Annotated in this window: 16 protein-coding genes; 5 read left to right on the top strand and 11 right to left on the bottom strand. The window is 61.1% G+C overall.

Going from position 1 to position 20,245, the window contains the following annotated elements:
- Nucleotides 1-21: 21 nt before the first annotated feature.
- The 11 genes from RWK44_RS07420 to RWK44_RS07470 all read right to left on the bottom strand — a co-directional run bounded on the left by RWK44_RS07420 (nt 22) and on the right by RWK44_RS07470 (nt 14,328).
- Nucleotides 22-783: an ABC transporter permease gene (locus RWK44_RS07420; protein WP_020050299.1), complete on the bottom strand. Its 762-nt coding sequence runs from the start codon at nt 781-783 to the stop codon at nt 22-24.
- Nucleotides 780-1,706: an ABC transporter ATP-binding protein gene (locus RWK44_RS07425; RefSeq protein ID WP_025394881.1), complete on the bottom strand. Its 927-nt coding sequence runs from the start codon at nt 1,704-1,706 to the stop codon at nt 780-782. The genes RWK44_RS07420 and RWK44_RS07425 overlap by 4 nt, the downstream gene beginning before the upstream one ends.
- Nucleotides 1,707-2,213: 507 nt before the next feature.
- Nucleotides 2,214-3,827 (bottom strand): glycoside hydrolase family 43 protein, encoded by a 1,614-nt coding sequence (locus RWK44_RS07430; RefSeq protein WP_316028615.1) that lies wholly within the window; start codon nt 3,825-3,827, stop codon nt 2,214-2,216.
- A 94-nt stretch (nt 3,828-3,921) separates the two neighbouring features.
- Entirely contained in the window at nt 3,922-4,953 is a 1,032-nt protein-coding gene (gene mgrA, locus RWK44_RS07435; protein WP_221943784.1) for an L-glyceraldehyde 3-phosphate reductase, read from the bottom strand.
- Between the two features lie 273 nt (nt 4,954-5,226).
- Complete coding sequence (locus RWK44_RS07440) at nt 5,227-6,360, bottom strand: Gfo/Idh/MocA family protein (RefSeq protein ID WP_222061096.1); 1,134 nt, start codon at nt 6,358-6,360, stop codon at nt 5,227-5,229.
- Nucleotides 6,361-6,369: 9 nt separating this feature from the next.
- Nucleotides 6,370-7,131 carry a sugar phosphate isomerase/epimerase family protein gene (locus RWK44_RS07445; RefSeq protein WP_222061095.1) on the bottom strand — a complete coding sequence of 254 codons (762 nt, stop codon included), beginning with the start codon at nt 7,129-7,131 and terminating at the stop codon, nt 6,370-6,372.
- A 37-nt stretch (nt 7,132-7,168) separates the two neighbouring features.
- Nucleotides 7,169-9,628 (bottom strand): beta-mannosidase, encoded by a 2,460-nt coding sequence (locus tag RWK44_RS07450; RefSeq protein ID WP_316028616.1) that lies wholly within the window; start codon nt 9,626-9,628, stop codon nt 7,169-7,171.
- A gap of 346 nt (nt 9,629-9,974) precedes the next feature.
- Nucleotides 9,975-11,066 carry an ABC transporter ATP-binding protein gene (locus RWK44_RS07455; protein ID WP_222061093.1) on the bottom strand — a complete coding sequence of 364 codons (1,092 nt, stop codon included), beginning with the start codon at nt 11,064-11,066 and terminating at the stop codon, nt 9,975-9,977.
- A 4-nt stretch (nt 11,067-11,070) separates the two neighbouring features.
- Entirely contained in the window at nt 11,071-12,015 is a 945-nt protein-coding gene (locus tag RWK44_RS07460) for a carbohydrate ABC transporter permease (RefSeq protein ID WP_017960808.1), read from the bottom strand.
- Nucleotides 12,008-12,913: a carbohydrate ABC transporter permease gene (locus tag RWK44_RS07465; protein WP_012757807.1), complete on the bottom strand. Its 906-nt coding sequence runs from the start codon at nt 12,911-12,913 to the stop codon at nt 12,008-12,010. Before RWK44_RS07465 ends, RWK44_RS07460 begins: the two co-directional genes overlap by 8 nt.
- A gap of 179 nt (nt 12,914-13,092) precedes the next feature.
- Nucleotides 13,093-14,328: an ABC transporter substrate-binding protein gene (locus RWK44_RS07470; RefSeq protein WP_025394888.1), complete on the bottom strand. Its 1,236-nt coding sequence runs from the start codon at nt 14,326-14,328 to the stop codon at nt 13,093-13,095.
- Between the two features lie 456 nt (nt 14,329-14,784).
- Between RWK44_RS07470 and RWK44_RS07475 the strand changes: the two genes are divergently transcribed.
- The 5 genes from RWK44_RS07475 to RWK44_RS07495 all read left to right on the top strand — a co-directional run bounded on the left by RWK44_RS07475 (nt 14,785) and on the right by RWK44_RS07495 (nt 20,209).
- Nucleotides 14,785-15,828: a LacI family transcriptional regulator gene (locus RWK44_RS07475; protein ID WP_077978404.1), complete on the top strand. Its 1,044-nt coding sequence runs from the start codon at nt 14,785-14,787 to the stop codon at nt 15,826-15,828.
- Nucleotides 15,829-15,914: 86 nt separating this feature from the next.
- Nucleotides 15,915-17,303 (top strand): cache domain-containing protein, encoded by a 1,389-nt coding sequence (locus tag RWK44_RS07480; RefSeq protein WP_316028617.1) that lies wholly within the window; start codon nt 15,915-15,917, stop codon nt 17,301-17,303.
- Nucleotides 17,300-17,962, top strand: coding sequence for a response regulator transcription factor (locus RWK44_RS07485; RefSeq protein WP_020050312.1), 663 nt, complete (start codon nt 17,300-17,302; stop codon nt 17,960-17,962). The genes RWK44_RS07480 and RWK44_RS07485 overlap by 4 nt, the downstream gene beginning before the upstream one ends.
- A gap of 101 nt (nt 17,963-18,063) precedes the next feature.
- Nucleotides 18,064-18,612, top strand: coding sequence for a TRAP transporter small permease subunit (locus RWK44_RS07490; RefSeq protein WP_077978406.1), 549 nt, complete (start codon nt 18,064-18,066; stop codon nt 18,610-18,612).
- A gap of 16 nt (nt 18,613-18,628) precedes the next feature.
- Complete coding sequence (locus RWK44_RS07495) at nt 18,629-20,209, top strand: TRAP transporter large permease (RefSeq protein WP_316028618.1); 1,581 nt, start codon at nt 18,629-18,631, stop codon at nt 20,207-20,209.
- Nucleotides 20,210-20,245: the final 36 nt, after the last annotated feature.

Consider the following 20,245-nt stretch of genomic DNA (forward strand, 5'->3'; position numbering starts at 1 on the left):
GCGCGTGTTCGCGTGGATTGATCAGTTCCGCAGCCGGTAGCCGGTCTTGAAGATCCAGCCGAGGGTTCCCAGGCAGATCACCAGGAACACCGTGATCATCGCCAGGCTGATCGCCGGGTTGACGTCGGCGATCCCGTAAAAACTCCAGCGGAAGCCGCTGACGAGATAAAGCACCGGGTTGAGGTGGCTGACCGCCTGCCAGAAGGGCGGCAGCATACTGACCGAATAGAAGCTGCCGCCGAGGAAGGTCAGCGGCGGCACGACCAGCATGGGAATGAGGTTCAACTGCTCGAAATTGCCGGCCCAGATGCCGATCATGAAGCCGAACAGGCTGAAGGTGATCGCCGTCAACAGGAAGAACAGGATCATCATGAAGGGATGCTCGATCCTGACGTCGACGAAGAGAGTGGCGGTGAGGAGGATGATGAAGCCGATGATCATGCCCTTGGTCGCCGCCGCACCGACATAACCGAGCAGGATCTCCGTCATCGCCACCGGCGCGGAAAGCACCTCGTAGATCGTGCCGGTGAATTTCGGGAAATAGATGCCGAAAGAGCCGTTGCTGATGCACTGGCCGAGCAGCGTCAGCATGATCAGGCCGGGCGTGATGAAGGCGCCGTAGGACACGCCCTCCACCTCCTGAATGCGTGATCCCACAGCGGCACCGAAGACGATGAAATAGAGCGAGGTCGAGATGACGGGCGAGATGACGCTCTGCAGCAGCGTGCGGCGCGTGCGCGCCATCTCGAAGAAATAGATCGATTTGACGGCCTCGACGTTCATTTTTCCGCTCCCACCAGCGCCACGAAGATGTCCTCGAGCGAGCTTTGCCGCGTCGAGAGATCCTTGAAATGGATATTGTTCTCGCCGAGCCTGGTCAGCAGAGCTGCAATGCTCTCCTGCTCGTCGTCAGTGTCGAAATCATAGGTCAGCCGGTTGCCGTCTGCCTCCAGCGTCAGCCCGTTGCCGGCAAAACAATCCGGCAGCCGGTTGAGCGGTTCGGTGAGATCGAGGATGAGCTGCTTGCGGCCGAGCTTGGCCATCAACGCCGCCTTGTCCTCGACGAGCAGCAACTCGCCGCCGTTGATGACGCCGACACGGTCGGCGATTTCCTCGGCCTCTTCGATATAATGGGTGGTCAGGATGATGGTGACGCCGGAGGCCCGAAGCTCTTCGACGACATGCCACATGTCCTTGCGCAGCGTCACATCGACGCCGGCGGTCGGCTCGTCGAGGAAAAGAATATCCGGTTCATGGGAGAGCGCCTTGGCGATCAGCACGCGCCGCTTCATCCCGCCGGAGAGCTGGCGCAGCATATTGTCCTTCTTGTCCCACAGCGAGAGCGCGCGCAGCACCTTCTCGATATGGGCAGGATCGGCTTTCTTGCCGTGCAGCCCGCGCGAAAAGCTGACTGTATTGAACACCGTCTCGAACTGATCGGTGGTCAGCTCCTGCGGCACCAGCCCGATCATCCCGCGGGTGGCGCGGAAATCCTTCACGACGTCGTGGCCGGCGACCAGCACCCGGCCGCCGCTTGGATTGGCGATGCCGCAGATGATCGAGATCAGTGTCGTCTTGCCCGCGCCGTTCGGCCCGAGCAACGCAAGAATCTCACCCTTTTCGACGTCGAGATTGATGCCCTTCAGGGCCTCGAACCCATTGGAGTAGGTCTTGGTGAGGTTCTGAACGGAAATGATGGGGGCCATGCGGGACTCTTGCGGATTCTCGGAAGTTACTTCGGCCCGCTATATAGTCCCTTTGTAACGCTTTAACATCCTTAAGCGCATGAACACTGCATTCGCGCGCCGTTAACACAGTTGGCCCGGAGGGCTTAGGCGACCCACTGGTGAGATAGCCGGCATCGGGTCTTCCCAGGAAGCCGACCTCACCGGCGAAAAGAAAAGCGGCAGCTGGTTTCAGATGTCATCATCCGGTGATCTTCGTGCCCGATAAGAGAACCGAGGCCAGCACCGGTATCCGCCCCGCCGCCCACCCCTTTGCGGAGCCGTCTTGGGTGTTCTCGTTGCGCCCCTTTTTTGCTGCCTCGGCTTGTAGTGAAAGTTATTGTTCAGTCACGAAGTGCTTGGAACCGGCCAGTATCCCTGTTCAGCCGCGTTCGTCTTAGCCGGCCCTGTGCCGGCTTTCTTTTTTCGTTCCTCCGCACCTCGCTCTTTCCGTGACTCGCTGCGGATGAAAGGGACTAAGGGTATCCCTCACAGCTCGTCGTAATTGAACCAGTCGAAATCCGCGGCCTTCGCCCGGCCTGAGGTATCGAAGGCAAACACGCCGGCGAAAGCGCCGGTGAAGGAGCCGTGTTCGCCGCGCCCGCCCTCGTCTGAGATCACGCCGGCATCGAGGACTGGGCCGATCGGTTGCCAGGCGCCCTTGCCTTCGGTCTGCCAGAAGAATTGCAGGTCGTTCTCCCGGATTTCCATGGCGAGCTGGACACGACCTTCGGCGGCAATCGCCACGCCGCTTTCGGCGGGAAAACTCAGGCGTCCGTTCGGGTAGTCGCCGTTGCAAGAGAGGATTGTCACGCAGCGGCCGAGTGTCTCGTGCCGCGTCACGGCGACGGCGTGGAATTTGTGGCGGTTGTAGTAATGCGTCAGCCCCGCCACCTGCTGGTAGGTGTCAGGCGAGAATTCGACCACGGTCTCGGCACGGAAACTGTGATGCTCCTGGCGGCGGGCAACCAGCGACTGTTCGAACCAGGAGCCGATGCTTTCGCGCGCAATCAGGCGCAGATGGCCGGGACGATCCGTCAGGTTGAAGATGCGCGCGGGCTCTGGCGTGCGCAGCCATTGGAAATCGGCGGGCAGCGTGCCGCCATCGAAGCTGTATTCGCTGCGCATCGGCTTTTCCACCGGCACCGCGCCAAAGAGGCCCGGCACATCGACATCGGGCACTGAGGTGCCGTTTTCAAGATAGAGCCAGTCATCGTCGCGCCAGACGCATTTCTGTAAAGATGTCTCGCGCCCCAGCGTGCAGCGCCGCTTCGGCGGCAGCGGGCGGCCGCATAGATGGGTGTGATAGGCCTCCCCCTCCGGCGTCTCGACATATTGGCCATGCCCTGCCCGTTGCAGCACTGCGCCCGGATGATCCTTGGAGGTGATGAGATGCATGTTCGGATGCATCTCATAGGGTCCGTCGATATCACGCGACCGCGCCATGGTGACGGCATGGTCGTAGCCGGTGCCGCCTTCGGCGGTGGTCAGATAATACCAGCCGTTGCGCTTGAAGAGATGCGGGCCTTCGACGAGGCCGAGCGGGCTGCCGGCGAAGATGTTCTTGATCGGCCCCTTCAGCGCCTTTGCCACCGGATCCCATTCCTGCAGCAGGATGCCGTCGAAGGCCGGCGATTTCGGCGAGCCGCCATAGCTTTCGGTGCGGTGGTTCCACTGCATGTTGACGAACCATTTCCGGCCGTCATCGTCGTGGAACAGCGAGGGATCGAAGCCGGAGGAATTGACATAGACCGGCTCGGACCATTCGGCCTCGATCGTGGGTGCCGTGACGATGTAGTTCGGCGCATCCTTGAAATTGCCGTCGTAGCGCTTGACGTCGGTATAGACCAGCCAGAACTGCCCGTCGGCATAGGACAGGCACGGCGCCCAGATGCCGCAGCTATCGGGATTGCCGCGCATGTCGAGCTGCGATCTCCGCTCCAGCGGCCGGCGCACCAGCGTCCAGTTCGCCAGGTCACGCGAATGGTGGATCTGCACGCCGGGGTACCATTCGAAGGTCGAGGTGGCGATGTAATAATCCGCGCCAACGCGGCAGATCGACGGATCGGGATTGAACCCGGGCAGGATGGGATTGCGGATCATGACAGGGTCTCCTCCGACCGGCGGTGCTTTGCTGTACGTACATCAGATTATAGCAGAAAAAGGCCCGGAAGACTTGCCTCCGGGCCTGAGATGACTATTCGCGTTCGGCGGACTTGGCCCAGAGGTTGATGTCGGCCTCGCGGGCATAGACATCGATCTCTGCAAGCTCCTCGACGCTGAATTCGAGATTGTCGAGCGCCTTGACGCAATCGACGATCTGCGACGAGCGGCTTGCGCCGATCAGCGCCGAAGTCACACGGCCGCCGCGCAGTACCCAGGCGATCGCCATCTGCGCCAGCGTCTGACCGCGTCTTTCGGCGATCTCGTTGAGCTTGCGGATATTGTCGATGATCGAGGGGCGGATGTAGTCGCGCTTGAGAAAGTGGTTCTGCGCCGCGCGGCTGTCTTCCGGAATGCCACCGAGATATTTCGTCGTCAGCATGCCCTGGGCAAGCGGCGAGAACACGATCGAGCCCATGCCGACCTCATCCAGCGTATCGAGCAGCCTGTCATCCTCCACCCAGCGGTTGAGCATCGAATAGCTCGGCTGGTGGATCAGGCACGGCGTACCGAGCTCCTTGAGGATTGCGGCGGCTTCTCGCGAGCGCTGCGAATTATAGGAGGAAATGCCGACATAGAGTGCCCGGCCGGAACGGGCGATATGGTCGAGAGCGCCGCAGGTCTCTTCCAGCGGTGTTTCCGGGTCGAAGCGGTGTGAATAGAAGATGTCGACATAGTCGAGGCCCATCCGCTTCAGGCTCTGGTCGCAGGAGGCGATCAGATACTTGCGGCTGCCCCATTCGCCGTAAGGGCCGGGCCACATGTCGTAGCCGGCCTTGGAGGAGATGATCAGCTCGTCGCGAAGCCCGACGAATTCGGTGCGCATGATTTCGCCGAAGGCGGTCTCGGCGCTGCCGGGAGGCGGGCCGTAATTGTTGGCGAGGTCGAAATGGGTGATGCCGAGGTCGAAGGCCGTGCGGCACATATCGATTTTGCGGTCATGCGGCGTGTCGCCGCCGAAATTATGCCAAAGGCCGAGCGAGACAGCCGGCAGCTTCAGGCCGGAACGGCCCGTGCGGTTATATTTCATTTTCGAATAACGGTCTGCGGCCGGTTGCCAGCTCATCTGAATGTCTCCTCAACTTATAAAAATTGCTTCTCTTTCGTATCCGCCTAGAGCGGCGGTCGAAAGCTAAAAACGTCGCCGCCCTCATGTCAGACCGAGCGCGTCGGCACTGGCAGGCCCTGCCCTCAAACACCGTCATCCTCGGGCTTGTCCAGAGGATCTGCCGCGCCATCAGTAGGTCCTCGGGACAAGCCCGAGGATGACGACGCTAGCGTGGTGCCCTGATGATGATCCGGGACCGGTTTTAGCCAAGCCCCAAACCAAGCCTCACCTCTACTTCAAAAGCGCCTGCGCTTCTTCGATACCAAGCGCGGCCGGTTGCGTGCAGGTCGTGGTCAGGTCGATGAAACGGCCCTCTTCGCCCGACTTTAGGATCGAGGTCATGACGTCGACGCCATGCAGCGTGCGGTCGAGCGAGCAGCGCGCATCGCGGCCCTCGATCAGCGACATGGCCATGTCGGCCAAGCCGGCGGTGCGGTAGTTGGCGCGCGATCCGCTCGGGCTTTCCTGGTTGATCTTGCCGAACGGATGCTCCCAGGCATCGAGCGGCTTGATGTCCTTGTCACGGCCGCTTGCCTCGACTACGCCGCCGAAGAAGTTCGGATCCGGCACGTAGAGCGAGCCGTCGGTGCCATAGAGTTCCATATTGGCATGGCGGTGCGACCACACGTCCCAGCTCGCCGTCAGCGTCACCGTGGCGCCGTTGACGAATTCGAGCAGCGCCTGGATCGTCGTCGGCGTCTTGACCGGGATGATTTCACCGTTGCGCGGCTGGCTGGTGATGGTGCGGGTCGGCGACGCCATCGAGGTCATGCTGCCGACACGTTTGACCGGACCGATCAGGTTGATCAGGTTGGCGATGTAATAAGGACCGAGATCGAGGATCGGGCCGCCGCCCGGCAGGAAGAAGAAATCCGGGTTCGGATGCCACATTTCCATGCCGGGGCTCATCACGTAGCAGGCGCCCGAGGTCACCCGGCCGATGCCGCCGTCGTCGATGAACTTGCGGGCGAGCTGATGGGCGCCGCCGAGGAACGTGTCAGGGGCGCAGCCGACGGCGAGGTTCTTTTCCTTGGCGATGCGACGAAGCTCCTCGCCCTCTTCGAGCGAAAGCACCAGCGGCTTTTCGGAATAGACGTGTTTTCCGGCCTCGAGGATCGCCTTCGATACCGGGAAATGCGCATCCGGGATCGTCAGGTTAACGACGACGTCGATCTCGTCATTGACGAGAAGCTCGTCGATCGTCTGCGCTTTGACGCCATATTCCTTGGCGCGCGCTTCGGCCGCCTGCACGTTGATATCGGCGCAAGCCAGCACCTTCAGCCCCTTGAAGAGCGGTGCCAGCGAAAAGTAAGTGGTGGAGATGTTGCCGCATCCGATGATGCCGACGCCAAGTTCCCTGGTCATGATGAAGCCTCAGTAGGTCTGGAAGGATGCGATCGAGCGGCTGATATTGCGGTCGATGTCATTCGGGTTATCGTGTTCGACGACGTAGTGCTTGGCCTTGGTGGCGCGCAATGCCGTCATCAGCCTGGCCCACTCAACCTTGCCGTGACCGACATCGGCCCAGCCGTCCTCGTCCTTCGCTTCGCCGGCCGGCGCGATGTCCTTTACGTGCACGGCGGTGATGCGGGACCCAAGCTTCTCGACCCAGCCGAAGGGATCGGCGCCACCGCGGATAACCCAGGCGATGTCGGCTTCCCAGGAAATATCGGGCGCGCCTTCGAAGATGCGCTCGATCGGCCGCGAGCCGTCCTGCAGCTTGAAGAATTCGAAATCATGATTGTGCCAGCCGAATTCGTAGCCGGCAGCCTTGTAGGGCTTGGCTATCTCCTGCAGACGCTTGCCGAAGGCGACCCAGCCGGCGGCGTCGGAGGGCCGCTGGTCGGCGGCCAAATGCGGCGCATAGATCGAATCCATGCCGAGAATCTTGGCAATATCAAGCGACTTCTCGACTTCCTTCTCCAGAAAATCAGGGCTGAAATGGCCGGTCGCCATGACCAGGCCATTCTTGTCGAGGTCGGCGCGAAGGCTCTTCAGCCCGGCATCGTCGAGATCGGCATAGATGCCGCCGAAGCCCTCGACTTCGGCATAGCCAGCCTTGCCGAGCTTTTTGAAGATCGCCGAATAGGGCTGGAAGTTGCGGGCGCTATAGAGCTGGTAGCTGAGTTTCGTCATCATGTTCTCCTTGGGCCTCGTGCCCATTCTTGCAAGATCAATCCGCCGACTGGCAGGAATACAGGTCGTAGAACCGGAACTCCGGAAGCGCGCCACGATCAAGCGGTCGTGCCGGGGTAAAGGTGATGCGGCGGCTCTCGCCGGCCGCAAGATCGAAGGCGTTGTCGGAATATTTGCCGTCGGTCTCGGTTTCGATCATCACGAAAAGCGCAAGTCCCTTTGCGGTGACGTTGATGTCGACGGAGCCATTCTCCTCGACATATTCGTGGGTGACTGTCAGCCCCGCAGGTTCCAGTTCCAGCGCCTTGTAGGTACCTTTGACATGGTGCCCCTCGCCGCCGGTGCCGTTCGATGCGGTGAAACGCCAGGCAAGCAACGTTCCCTCGGGAATATCGGAAACGTCGATGCTCGTCGCTGTGACGGCCGCATCCGGCGAACATATGGCCTGTACGTCTCTCAGGTGCCGGCGCTCGCCCTGCGTCGTCAGCAGCGATATCGAAAGGTCGACGCTGACATCGGCAAGCGTATCGTTGACCAGCGAGAAGCGGATCGTCTTCTCGTCGTCGGAAGGAATGGCAGCGACCGCGACCGGCTGGAAGAAGCGCTTGACGAGATAGTGCATCGCCTTCCAGCGGCCGCCATAATCGAGGCTCGACCAGGAGGCGACCGGCCAAGTGTCGTTGAGCTGCCAGTAGATCGTGCCCATACAATGGGGTTTGAGCGACCGCCAGTATTCCACCGCCGTCTTGATCGCCAGCCCCTGCTGGATCTGGGAGAGATAGACGAAATTCGGAAAATCCTTGGGGAATCGGAAATAACGGAACATCGTGCCGGCGATGCGCTCGTTGCCGCCGGCATTCTTCTGGTGCAGCTCCATGACCGGGGAAGCGACGTTCATGTCTTTCGCCTCGGCATAGGTCTTGATCACAGGCAGCGACGTATAGGACTGGAAACCGAATTCCGAGCAAAAGCGTGGACGCACCGAGCGGTAATTGTCGAACGACTTGTTCTCGTGCCAAACCGACCAGTAATGCATATCGCCGGACCCGTCCGCATGCCAGGCATCGCCGAAATCGAGATAACCGGAAGCCGGGCTCGACGGCCACCACAGCGCGCCGGGCAGCGCCTTTTTCACTGCCTGCTCGATCGTGCGGTTGAGGCGATCATAGGAAACGAGATAGCGGTCGCGGTCCTTCCTCGATTCCTCGAACCAGGTGAGCGCCCCGACCAGTTCGTTGTCGCCGCACCAGAGCACGATCGAGGGATGCGAGGAGAGCCGGCGCACCTGGTAATCGACCTCGATCGTCACATTGTCGAGAAAGTCCTCGGTCGACGGATAGAGGTTGCAGGCAAACATGAAGTCCTGCCAGACCATCAGGCCCAGCCGGTCGCAGAGATCGTAGAAATGATCCTGCTCATAGAAGCCGCCGCCCCAGACGCGGATCATGTTCATGTTGGCCGCTTTGGCCGATTGCAGCAGGTCTTCGGTCTTCTCAGGCGAAGACAGCGAAAACAGCGCGTCGGCCGGTATCCAGTTGGCGCCGCGGCAGAAGATCTCGCGGCCGTTGACCTTGAACGCGAAGCGGCTGCCGGCCGCATCCGGCGTGGTGACCAGTTCGACGGTGCGAAGACCGATCTGCTTGATCACCTCATCCGTCGGCAATTCGACGGAAAGCCTGTAGAGCGCCTGCTCGCCGCTGCCGGAGGGCCACCAGAGGCGCGGATTGTCGATATGGAAGAGATGGTTGACATGGGTCTCCCCATTGACGCCGACATCCAGGCGCACGCGTTCGCCATCGAGGTCGAAATAAACCTGAGCAATGTCTGGCCCCTTGGAAAACAGCGTCGCCGTCACTTTGAGGTCGACCGAGCCATCGTTATTGTGGGTCTGGCGGGTGACCACATGTTCGATGCGCGCAGTTTCGAGCTTCTTCAGTGCGATCGTCCCGTAGAGGCCGAGCGGGGCAATGGCGATGTTCCAGTCCCAGCCGAAATGGCATTGCGGCTTGCGCAGCATGTTGCCGTCGGGGATCGGCGAGTTGCCCGTGCTGTAGGGAATGTAGAAGGGCTGCTGCTTCTGTCGCGCGGCGCCGACGGCGACGTTGGAGGCAAAGACGATGCGGATGCTGTTATCGCCTGACTTCAGCATGCTGGAGACATCGGGCCGGTAGCGGCGGAAGCTGTTATCGGCTTCGAGCGCCAGAAAGCCGTTGACGTGGACGCTGGCAACCGTGTCGAGATAGTCGATATCGAGATACCAGTCGCCCTCGACCTCCTGCAGTGTGAAGCTACGCTCGACCGCCCATTCGCGCTCGGCGACCCACTGCACCTTTTCCTCGTTGCGGCCGAAATAAGGATCGGGGATCAGCCCTGCCCGGTGAAGCGCCGTGTGAACGTCGCCCGGCAGCATGATCGCTGTGCGGATCTCGCCGTCGACAGAGGCGAGCTGCCACGAACCGGAAAGGTCGATGTTGGGAGTAGTTGATCGATGCGTCACGATATCGTTTCCGATTTACGTTTTTGAAAGAGACGGCGCATGGTCGTCGTCCGGTAGCTGTCGTTCGTCAGGGTCCGGTGGATGACTGAGGTTCCGGCTTGCTCCCCTCTTCTCCCCAGCGGGGAGAAGGTGGCCCGAAGGGTCGGATGAGGGGGCCACACGGCACACCCTTCATTGCCCCTCGCTTACGCTCAGTGCATTCGCTCCTGTCGTCGCTCACCCCCTCAACCGCCTGCCGGCACCTTCTCCCCGCTGGGGAGAAGAGATGTGTAGCAGCGCCTTGGTCCCCTTCTTCTCCGCTGGAGCCAGGGGAGCGGACAGGAGCGGTGGGAGGCCCGACGGCCAATCAAATCCTGTCCTCCGTTTCGGCATCGAAGACCGAGGCGACCGACATGTCGAAGCTGAGCTTCACCTTGGCTCCGACGTTAAAGCGGCGCGCGCCGTTGACGCGTACCGACATCGTGTGACCGGCATGTTTCAGCCACAGAAGATTGTCCGCGCCCATCGGCTCCTCGATATCGACGGTGGCGTCATGTTCTTCGCCGCCGGTGTTCTCGTTGACCTTGATGTGTTCCGGACGAACGCCGAGCACCACCTTGCGGCCGGGCTGCAGCGCCTCGCTAGCGTCGTAGGCAGCGAGCGAGAAAATGACGCCATTGGCCGAAAAGGCAATGCCGTCGCCTGACTTGACCAGCTCGCCGCGCAGGAAATTCATCGACGGCGAGCCGATGAAGCCCGCGACAAAGAGGTTACGCGGCCTGTTGTAGATCGTCGTCGGATCGTCGAGCTGCTGGATGATGCCGCTCTTCATGATAGCGATGCGGTCGGCAAGCGTCAGCGCCTCGATCTGGTCGTGGGTGACGTAGATCATCGTGTTCTTCAGCGACTGGTGCAGGCGCTTGATCTCGACGCGCAGCTCCGAGCGGAGTTTGGCGTCGAGATTGGACAGCGGCTCATCGAACAGGAAGACATCGACATCGCGCACCAGTGCCCGTCCGATCGCCACGCGCTGGCGCTGGCCGCCGGAAAGCTCGGCCGGCTTGCGCTTCAGGAGCGGCTGAATCTGCAGGATTTCGGAGGCACGCGCCACCCGCTTGTCGATCTCTGCCTGCGGCACCTTGGCGACGCGAAGACCGAAGGACAGGTTCTTCTCGACGGTCATCTGCGGATAGAGCGCATAGGATTGGAACACCATTCCGATGCCGCGGTCCTTCGGCTCTTCCCAGGTGACGTTCTTGCCCTTGATGAAGATCTGCCCTTCCGAGGCGTCGAGCAGGCCGGCGATGCAGTTGAGCAAGGTCGACTTGCCACAGCCGGACGAGCCGAGCAGAACCAGGAATTCGCCGTCGTTAATGTCGAGATTGAGATCCTTCAGCACGCTGACCGAGCCGAAGTTCAGGGACAGATCCTTGATGGAGACGCTTGCATTCATATTCATGAGATCAACCCTTCACTGCGCCGGCGGCGATGCCGCGGACGAAAAGCCGTCCCGACACGAAGTAGACGATGAGCGGCACGAGACCGGTGAGGATCGTTGCCGCCATGTTGACGTTGTATTCCTTCACGCCCTGGACGGAATTGACGATGTTGTTGAGCTGCACGGTCATCGGATAGGTATCCGGCCGGGTGAAAACCACGCCGAACAAGAAGTCGTTCCAGATGCCGGTCACCTGCAGGATCATCGCGACGACGAAGATCGGCAGCGACATCGGCAGCATGATCCGCAGGAAGATCTGCCAGAAGCCCGCCCCGTCGACACGCGCCGCCTTGAACAGTTCCTCCGGCAGCGACACGAAATAGTTGCGGAAGAGCAGCGTCAGGATCGGCATGCCGAAGATCGAATGGACGATGACGAGGCCGGTCAGCGTGCCGTAGATGCCGATTTCGCGCAGGATGATGACGATCGGATAGATCATCACCTGATAGGGAATGAATGCCCCGATGATCAGGATCGAGAAGAAAAGCTCGGATCCCCTGAAGCGCCAGTTGGCCAGCGCATAGCCGTTCACCGAGGCGATTGCGATCGAGATGATGACCGACGGCACTGTGATGCGAACCGAGTTCCAGAACCCACGCGACAGACCATCACAGTTCAGGCCGGTGCAAGCCTGCGCCCAGGCCTTCACCCAGGGTTCGAAAGTGATCTCTACCGGCGGCGAGAAGATGTTGCCGAGACGAATTTCCGGCATGCCCTTCAGCGAAGTCACGACCATCACATAGAGCGGCAGCAGATAGTAAAGCGCTGCGACGATCAGCGTACCGTAGAGCATAATGTTGCGCGCCGACAGCGCCGGGCGTGGCTTCGGGCCACTGGGGCCGTCGCCAAGCTTCGGCGCAACGGCGTCGATGCCGGCAGCAACGGTGTTGAGAGCTTCTATATTAGCCACGCTTGCGCCCTCCACCGAATTCCAGATAGGCCCACGGAACGATGATGATCGCGACCGTGACCAGCATCATCGTCGAGGCGGCAAAGCCCTGCCCCAGGTTCTGTGCCTGAAACATGTAGTCGTAGACATATTTCGCCGGCACTTCAGAGGAAATGCCCGGTCCGCCCGATGTCTGCGCGACCACGAGGTCGTAGACCTTGACGATGCCGGAGGCGATGATCACGATCGTGGTGATGAAGACCGGCCGCATCATCGGGATGACGATGAAGAGATAGGTCCTCCACATCGGAATACCGTCCACGCGCGCCGCTTTCCAGATGTCCTCGTCAATGCCGCGGAGGCCGGCAAGCATCAGGCACATGACGAGACCCGTTCCTTGCCACAGCGCCGCGATCAGAATGCCGTAGATGACGATTTCAGGCGTATAGAGCGGATTGAAGGTGAAGCTCGTCCACCCGATAGAGCGCACCACCGCTTGAATGCCGAAGTCAGGGTTCAGAACCCATTGCCAGACGAGGCCCGTCACGATGAAGGACAGCGCGAAGGGATAAAGAAAGATGGTGCGGAAGGTGTTTTCGAAACGGATCTTCTGGTCCATCAGCGCGGCGAGCATGAAACCGATGACCAGGCTGAAGATCAGCGAGAGGATGCCGTAGACCGCCAGATTCTCGATCGCCGTCACCCAGCGGGGTGCCGCCCAGAGGCGCTGGTACTGATCGAATCCGACAAAGCTCAACCGCGGAAGCAGTTTGGAATTGGTGAAAGAATAAAAGATCGTCCAGAACGTGCCGCCGACAAAGATCACCAACGCTGTCAGGATCATCGGGATAGACGCAATCTTAGCATTCAGATTGCGCAGTAACTTGTTTGGCCGGCCTGCTCGCGCTTGACCCGTCATAAACACTTCTCCTCAATCGCAACTGCGACAGTAACAAAACGGCAAGACGCCGTCTGTCGTCCCCATCTCCGAACCTGTTGAAGATACCGGAGAGACGCCGCCACCCTCCGGACGATCACCGGCCGTCCGGACCGATCCGGCCCCATAGGAGCCGGACCGCAAGGCAGCAAGTCTGCTGATCAGTCAGCAGAAGCGATGATCCCGGCGAAACGCTTCTGAGCGTCTTCCGGCGTCATCGACGGATTGGCGAAGAATTCGGAGAAAAGGTCTTCCTTCTGCTTCTGGCTGTCGGCCGAAAGCAGCTGGTCGGTACCTTGGATCACGTTGCCCTTCTGAAGGATTTCGAGACCCTTCTTCATGCAATCGTTGGCGGCAGCGAGATCGACGTCGCTGCGAACCGGCAGCGAACCCTTCTTCAGGTTGAAGGCAACCTGGGTCTTGGGATCGAGCAGAGTCTTGGCAAGCACGCCCTGCGCCTTGGACTTTTCTTCGTCCTTCAGCAGCGGGAAGTAGAAGGCGTCGCCACCCGTCGAGATGATCTCGTTCACGCCGAGGCCCGGCAGGCAGGTGTAGTCGGTACCGGCCTTCTGACCGGCCAGCGCAAATTCACCCTGCGCCCAGTCGCCCATGATCTGGCCGCCGGCCTTGCCCGTGATGACAAGGTTGGTGGCCTGGTTCCAATCCTGGACGTTGCTGCCTTTGGCCATGCGCCGAGCATCGTCGGCGGCCTTGAACACCTTGGCGATTTCAGGACCGGCAGCAACTTCCGCATCCTTGTCCTTGAAGACCTTGTTGAAGGTATCCTTGCCGGCAACCGCGACCATCAACACGTCGAAGGCGCCTGTCGCCTGCCACGGCTGACCGCCGACCGCGAGCGGAATGATGCCGGCCTTTTCGAGAGCCGGAGCCGCAGCGACGAACTCGTCCCAGTTCTTCGGAACCTCGACGCCGGCTTTCTTGAAGGCGGCGTTCGAAAGCCACAACCATTGCCAGGAGTGGATATTGACGGGAGCGCAGTAGATCTTGCCGTCGATGGTGCAGGAATCGAGCAGGCTCGACGGACGAATGATATCCTTCCACTTCTCGGCGGTCGCCACGTCGGTCAGATCGCGCATCAGGCCGGCCTGGACGAGTTCCTCGGCCTGGCGCCCATGGTTGAACTGGGTCGCGCCCATCGGGTCGCCGCCGGTGATGCGGCTGATCATGATCGGGCGAGCAGTGCCGCCGGAGCCGGCGATCGCGCCGTCGACCCAGTGGTTGCCGGTGGCGTCGAATGCCTTGGCCAGCTCGGCGACCGCTGCAGCTTCGCCGCCAGATGTCCACCAGTGGGTGACTTCAAGATCGGTGGCGTTGGCGGCTCCCAGCGGAAGCGCGACCGAAGTGGCAAGCAGGGCTGCCATTAGACGGATTTTCATGAGTTTTCCTCCCTCACTGAAACGTTGCCGGAAAAACTTAGATCAATCGATTTCTTCACGCAACTGCTCGCCTGCAAATTTTTCCGTGAGCACTACAGTTGCTACTTATGCCTGTTGAAAGGCTGGCATTCGCGTGCCTTGAATCGATTCTCGACCAAGCGCCATCGCGCTTGCGTTTCCTGGTATAAACTATTGGATTTTAACCATATATTCCGAACAATGTTTGCGTTCCGCCTATTATCCTTTTCGCAACTGCAGAAAAACGGGTCATAAATCACCGATTCAACCTATGCGTGGCATCCAGCAATGCACACAAGAAAAAGTCCTCGACATTTCTACTGTATCGTTACAGATTGCATTCCTTAGGGAGGCGCGATTTTGGCAGGTGGGCGGGCTTAGCGCGCTTGAGAAAGCCTCTATAAGCGACACCAATTCGCGCGAGGCAGGCTTACAGGGATGGAAAACAAGGGAAATTTCGGGCAGGCGGCATCGGCACCGACGGCGCGCGAGCGCCCGACATTGAAGACGATCGCCTTCATGACCGGCCTTGGCGTGACGACGGTGTCACGCGCGCTGAAGGATGCGCCGGATATCGGGGCCGAGACCAAGGAGCGCGTGCGCATGGTCGCCCGCCAGCTCGGCTACCAGCCGAACAGGGCGGGCGTGCGCCTGCGCACCGGCAAGACCAACGTCATCGCCCTTGTTCTCAGCATCGACGAGGAGATCATGGGCTTCTCGAGCCAGATGGTCTTCGGCATCTCCGAGGTGCTGTCCGGCACGCCCTATCATATCGTCATCACGCCGCATTCCCACAGCAAGGATCCAATGCAGCCGGTTCGCTATATCCTCGATACCGGCTCGGCGGACGGCGTCATCATCTCCCGCATCGAGCCGGATGATCCGCGTGTGCGGCTGCTGACGGAGCGTGGCATGCCCTTCGCCACGCATGGGCGCACCGATGCGGGTCTCACCCACCCCTTCCACGATTTCGACAACGAGGCCTTCGCTCATCAGGCGGTGGAAAAGCTCGTCAAGCGCGGCCGCCGCCGCATCGCCCTGCTGCAGCCACCGAGTAAGCTCACCTACTACGCCCATATTCGCATCGGCTTCCAAACCGGCCTGCATGATTACGGCGCCGAGGAAGTGCCGCTGCGCGTCAACACCGACGCACCGCTCGCCGACATCCGCGACATCGTCGAGGTGATGATGCGCTCGGCCAACGCCCCAGACGGCATCGTCTGTTCGGCCGGTAGCGCGGCGATCGCCGTCAATGCCGGCATCGAAGCCGCCGGCAAGGCGCTCGGCCGCGATCTCGACATGGTCTCCAAGCAATCGGTACCGATCCTGAACTGGATCCGCCCCGAGATCATCACCGCCCAGGAAGACGTTCGCCAAGCCGGCCGCGAAATGGCCAAAGCCGTCATCGCCCGCATCGACGGCGTCGAGCCGGAGCTGCTGCAGAGCATCAGCCAGCCGACCTGGCCGAACAGCGGCAGATAAGGCTCACCGCCGCCGAATGCCAAAACGCTTGAGGTTCCAGGTCAATCTGCTGCATATAGCGGCAGGACGGGCGCGGAGGAGACGTCATGAACCTCAGACATCAGATCATCGCACTGACGGTCATCCCGCTCGTGATCGCGATTTTGACCGTCACCGCTTTCATCACCTGGCAGTCGGCCACCCTTGTCGGCAGCAGTATCGGCACGTTCGAGCGCAACATGCTGAAAGCCAAGGAAACCGAGCTGCTCAATCTGACGAACCTCGCATTGTCGGCGATCCAGAGCACCTATGATGCGGCCGGGCCTGAAGACGAGGCGGCCAAGGAGAAGGTGCGGGAGATACTGACGTCGCTCGATTACGGCAAGGACGGCTATTTCTTCGTCTACGACTATGAAGGCAAGAACATCGTCCACCCCCGGCAGGCGTTCCGCCCGGGCCGCAACTGGCTCGACCTCGTCGATCCGGACGGCGATCCCGTCATCGCCAACCTGATCGAGAAAGCCAAGGAAGGCGGCGGCCTCCATCAGTACAAATGGCAGAAACCCTCCTCCGGCGAGATGGCGGACAAGCTCTCTTTCGCCGTCGGGCTCGACAAGTGGCAGTGGATGCTCGGAACCGGCGTCTATCTCGACGACGTCTTCGCCCAGACCGCCGCCGCCAAGGCGGATCTTCGCGCCAATATCCGCAAGACCTTCATGGTCGTGGCGCTGATCGCGGTTCCCTCCGTGCTTCTGGTCTTTGCGGCCTGCATGCTGGTGACGCTAAGGGAGCGCCGAATGGCGGACGGCAAGCTCAAAGAACTGACGAAGCGGATCATCGATACGCAGGAGCAGGAGCGCGCCCGCCTTGCCCGGGAGCTGCATGACGGCATCTCCCAGAATCTCGTCGGCGTCAGATATGCGATCGACCTGGCAAGCAGGAAGGTCCGCAGCAAAAGCGACGACGCCTCCGGCGCGATCGATCGGGGCGCCGAGGCCCTGAATGGAGCGATCAAGGAGGTCCGCCGGCTGTCCCACGATCTTCGTCCGCGCGCGCTCGACGACCTCGGTCTTGCCGCCGCACTCCAGGCGCTGCTTGCGGCCTTCACCGAAAGAACCGGCATCGACATGTCCCTTGATGCCACGCCCTTCCGCGGCAATCTCAAGCCGGAGGCGGCGACAGCGCTTTACCGTGTCGCCCAGGAAGCGCTTCACAATATCGAAAAGCACTCGGGCGCCACTGCCGGCTCGATCAGGGTCTGGACCGTTCGCGGCCGCGTTCGGATGATCATTGCCGATAACGGCCTCGGCTTCGATCATGGCGCGGTAAGCCAGGCTTCACCAACGGGCGGGCTCGGGCTGCGCAACATGCAGGAGCGCATGGCGCATTTTGGCGGCGTCCTGCTGATCAACTCCACATCGGAGGGAACGACGCTGACTGCGATGCTTCCGAAATCCGCCGGGGCAAATCCCGACGGGGCTAAGGAGGCTGCATGAACGCGCCGGGAACCATCAGGGTGCTGCTGGTGGACAACCACCCGCTCGTCCTGGAGGGGCTGGAAGCGCTGTTGAAGACCTATGATCACATCGAGGTCGTCGGCACAGCCGGCATGGCGCGAACCGGACTGGAGCTCGCATTGCGCACCAGGCCCGATGTCGTCCTGATGGACATAAACATGCCGCAGCTGAGCGGGATAGACGCCATCGAGCTCTTCAGGGAGAGCCTGCCGCGAACGCGTATCCTGATGCTTTCGATGCACGACAGTCGGGAATATATCTCGACCTCGGTGCTTCATGGCGCCGCCGGCTACATCCTCAAGGACGTCTCCACCGATGAGATCGTCTCCGCCATCGAGGCGGTCGCTTCGGGGAAGACCTATTTCTCGTCAGGCGTTTCCGAGGTCTTGCTCGAAAAGCGGTCGAATGCATCGCCGGTGCCTCTGACAACCCGCGAACATGACGTCCTGCTGCTGATCGCAGCCGGCCGGAGCAACCGCGACATCGCCCAATCGCTCGGCATTTCCGAAGCCACGGCGGAGACGCACCGCAAGAAGATCAAGAAAAAACTCGGCATCGCCACGACGGCCGGCCTCGTTCGTTTCGCGATCGACAACGGCCTCACCTCCCCGGAGGCAGACATACCCACTACTGGGTAGGCTATCGGTTTTTGCCCGGAACGGCTCCTTGTTCGGATCTCCGCACGCCGATAGCACTTGGCGGACGGCGCGCTTCGTGCTGCCGTCGGGAGGATTATTCGATGTCTGGCTTACTGACGCTATCGCGTGCGATCGACGCGTTGAACACCTTTTTGGGCAAGGCTGTCTCCTGGCTGCTGCTCGCCGCCGTGCTGATCAGCGCCGTCAACGCGACGACCCGCAAGCTCTTCAATCTCAGCTCGAACGCCTGGCTCGAGGCGCAATGGTATCTGTTCTCGGCGGCTTTCCTCATCGCCGCCGCCTGGACGCTGCTCGGCAGCGAACACGTCAAGGTCGATCTGGTCTACGGTCATTTGCCGCGCCGCGCGCAGCTCTGGGTCGAGGTTTTCGGCACGATCTTCTTCCTGCTGCCCTTCTGCCTGGTGACGATCTATCTGTCCTGGCCGATCGTGGTCGCCAAATTCCAGAGTGGCGAGGTGTCGAACAACACCGGCGGCCTGATCCTCTGGCCGGTATGGGCCCTGATCCCGGCAGGGTTCGGGCTGCTTGCCCTGCAGGGTCTGTCCGAACTCATCAAGCGCATCGCCATCCTCACCGGGGCAATGCCTGACGCCGTCGCCTTGGCCGACGCCGAAGCACAAGCGCTCTAAATCCAGGAACATGCCTATGTTTGCCTTCTTCGCGGAAAACCTCGCGCCGATCATGTTCCTGTCGCTGATCGTCGTGCTGCTGCTCGGCTATCCCGTCGCCTTCGCGCTCGCCTTCGTCGGCTTCGTGTTCGGCTTCATCGGCATCGAGATGGGCCTGCTGCCGATCAACCTCTTCGGCGCGATCCCGGATCGCATCTTCGGCCAGATGTCGAACGAGACACTGCTCGCCATCCCCTTCTTCACCTTCATGGGCCTAATCCTCGAGCGAAGCGGCATGGCCGAAGACCTGCTCGACACGATCGGCCAGCTTTTCGGCCCGATCCGCGGTGGCCTCGCCTTTGCCGTGATCTTCGTCGGCGCGATATTGGCGGCGACGACAGGTGTGGTTGCTGCCTCCGTCATCTCGATGGGCCTGATCTCGCTGCCGATCATGCTGCGCTACGGTTATGACCGGCGTGTCGCCGCCGGCACGATCGCGGCCTCCGGAACATTGGCGCAGATCATCCCGCCGAGCCTGGTGCTGATCATTCTCGCCGACCAGCTCGGCAGGTCCGTCGGCGACATGTACAAGGGCGCGCTTGTTCCCGGCCTCCTGCTCGTCGCCGCCTATGCCGGCTACATCATCGTCATGTCGTTCATTCGCCCGGCAAGCGTTCCCGCACTGCCGCCGGAAGCCCGATCCCTGCGCGGATGGAAGCTGCTCGGCAAGGTCGTCACCTCCCTCGTCCCGCCGCTCGTCCTGATATTCCTGGTTCTCGGCACGATCTTCATCGGCCTGGCGACGCCGACGGAAGGCGGCGCCATGGGCGCGGTTGGAGCACTGCTGCTTGCGGCATTCAACCGTCGTCTCAATCTCACGATGATCAAGTCGGCGCTCTACGCGACCGCCAAGCTCTCGTCCTTCGTGATCTTCATCCTGCTTGGCGCCCGCGTCTTTTCGCTGACCTTCTACGGCGTCAACGGCCATGTCTGGGTCGAGCACCTGATGACGTCGATCCCCGGCGGCGAGGTCGGCTTCCTGATCGTCGCCAACCTGCTGGTGTTCTTTCTCGCCTTCTTCCTCGATTATTTCGAGCTGGCCTTCATCATCATCCCGCTGCTGGCACCCGTCGCCGACGCGCTCGGGATCGACCTGATCTGGTTCGGCGTGATGCTGGCGATCAACATGCAGACCTCGTTCATGCATCCGCCCTTCGGCTTCTCGCTCTTCTATCTGAGATCGGTCGCCCCGAGCCGCGCATACAAGGACCGGATCACCGGCGCGACGATACAGCCGGTCACATCTGGCCAGATTTACATGGGTTCCCTGCCCTTCCTGGCGATCCAGCTGGTCATGGTCACCATCGTCATCGCCTTCCCCGGCCTCGTCACCCACTACAAGGCGGGACAGGTGACCGTCGATCCCTCGACGATTCAGCTGAACGTGCCGATGCCAGGCCAAGGCGGAGAAAACCCGTTCGGCACCCCTACCCAGCCGTTCGGCGCGCCCGAGCCTTCCACCGGCGAGCCGACCGCACCGTCATTCGACGCGCCCGCACCCGATTTCGGATCGCCAACGCCGAGCTTCGGCGCACCGCCTGCAGAACCTACGAAATGAATGCCCAGGTGATCGCCTGAGCCCATTGATCAACCC

This window comes from Rhizobium sp. 25PS6 (assembly GCF_032464655.1).
GTDB classification, from domain to species: Bacteria; Pseudomonadota; Alphaproteobacteria; order Rhizobiales; family Rhizobiaceae; genus Rhizobium; species Rhizobium laguerreae.

Bases quoted from the DNA above. Each gene is read 5' to 3' on its own strand.
- mgrA (WP_221943784.1), bottom strand. From the start codon at position 4,953: ATGAGCTGGCAACCGGCCGCAGACCGTTATTCGAAAATGAAATATAAC.
- RWK44_RS07480 (WP_316028617.1), top strand. From the start codon at position 15,915: ATGAACCTCAGACATCAGATCATCGCACTGACGGTCATCCCGCTCGTG.
- RWK44_RS07425 (WP_025394881.1), bottom strand. From the start codon at position 1,706: ATGGCCCCCATCATTTCCGTTCAGAACCTCACCAAGACCTACTCCAAT.
- RWK44_RS07485 (WP_020050312.1), top strand. From the start codon at position 17,300: ATGAACGCGCCGGGAACCATCAGGGTGCTGCTGGTGGACAACCACCCG.
- RWK44_RS07465 (WP_012757807.1), bottom strand. From the start codon at position 12,913: ATGACGGGTCAAGCGCGAGCAGGCCGGCCAAACAAGTTACTGCGCAAT.
- RWK44_RS07455 (WP_222061093.1), bottom strand. From the start codon at position 11,066: ATGAATATGAATGCAAGCGTCTCCATCAAGGATCTGTCCCTGAACTTC.
- RWK44_RS07420 (WP_020050299.1), bottom strand. From the start codon at position 783: ATGAACGTCGAGGCCGTCAAATCGATCTATTTCTTCGAGATGGCGCGC.
- RWK44_RS07445 (WP_222061095.1), bottom strand. From the start codon at position 7,131: ATGACGAAACTCAGCTACCAGCTCTATAGCGCCCGCAACTTCCAGCCC.
- RWK44_RS07475 (WP_077978404.1), top strand. From the start codon at position 14,785: ATGGAAAACAAGGGAAATTTCGGGCAGGCGGCATCGGCACCGACGGCG.
- RWK44_RS07440 (WP_222061096.1), bottom strand. From the start codon at position 6,360: ATGACCAGGGAACTTGGCGTCGGCATCATCGGATGCGGCAACATCTCC.
- RWK44_RS07495 (WP_316028618.1), top strand. From the start codon at position 18,629: ATGTTTGCCTTCTTCGCGGAAAACCTCGCGCCGATCATGTTCCTGTCG.
- RWK44_RS07470 (WP_025394888.1), bottom strand. From the start codon at position 14,328: ATGAAAATCCGTCTAATGGCAGCCCTGCTTGCCACTTCGGTCGCGCTT.
- RWK44_RS07490 (WP_077978406.1), top strand. From the start codon at position 18,064: ATGTCTGGCTTACTGACGCTATCGCGTGCGATCGACGCGTTGAACACC.
- RWK44_RS07430 (WP_316028615.1), bottom strand. From the start codon at position 3,827: ATGATCCGCAATCCCATCCTGCCCGGGTTCAATCCCGATCCGTCGATC.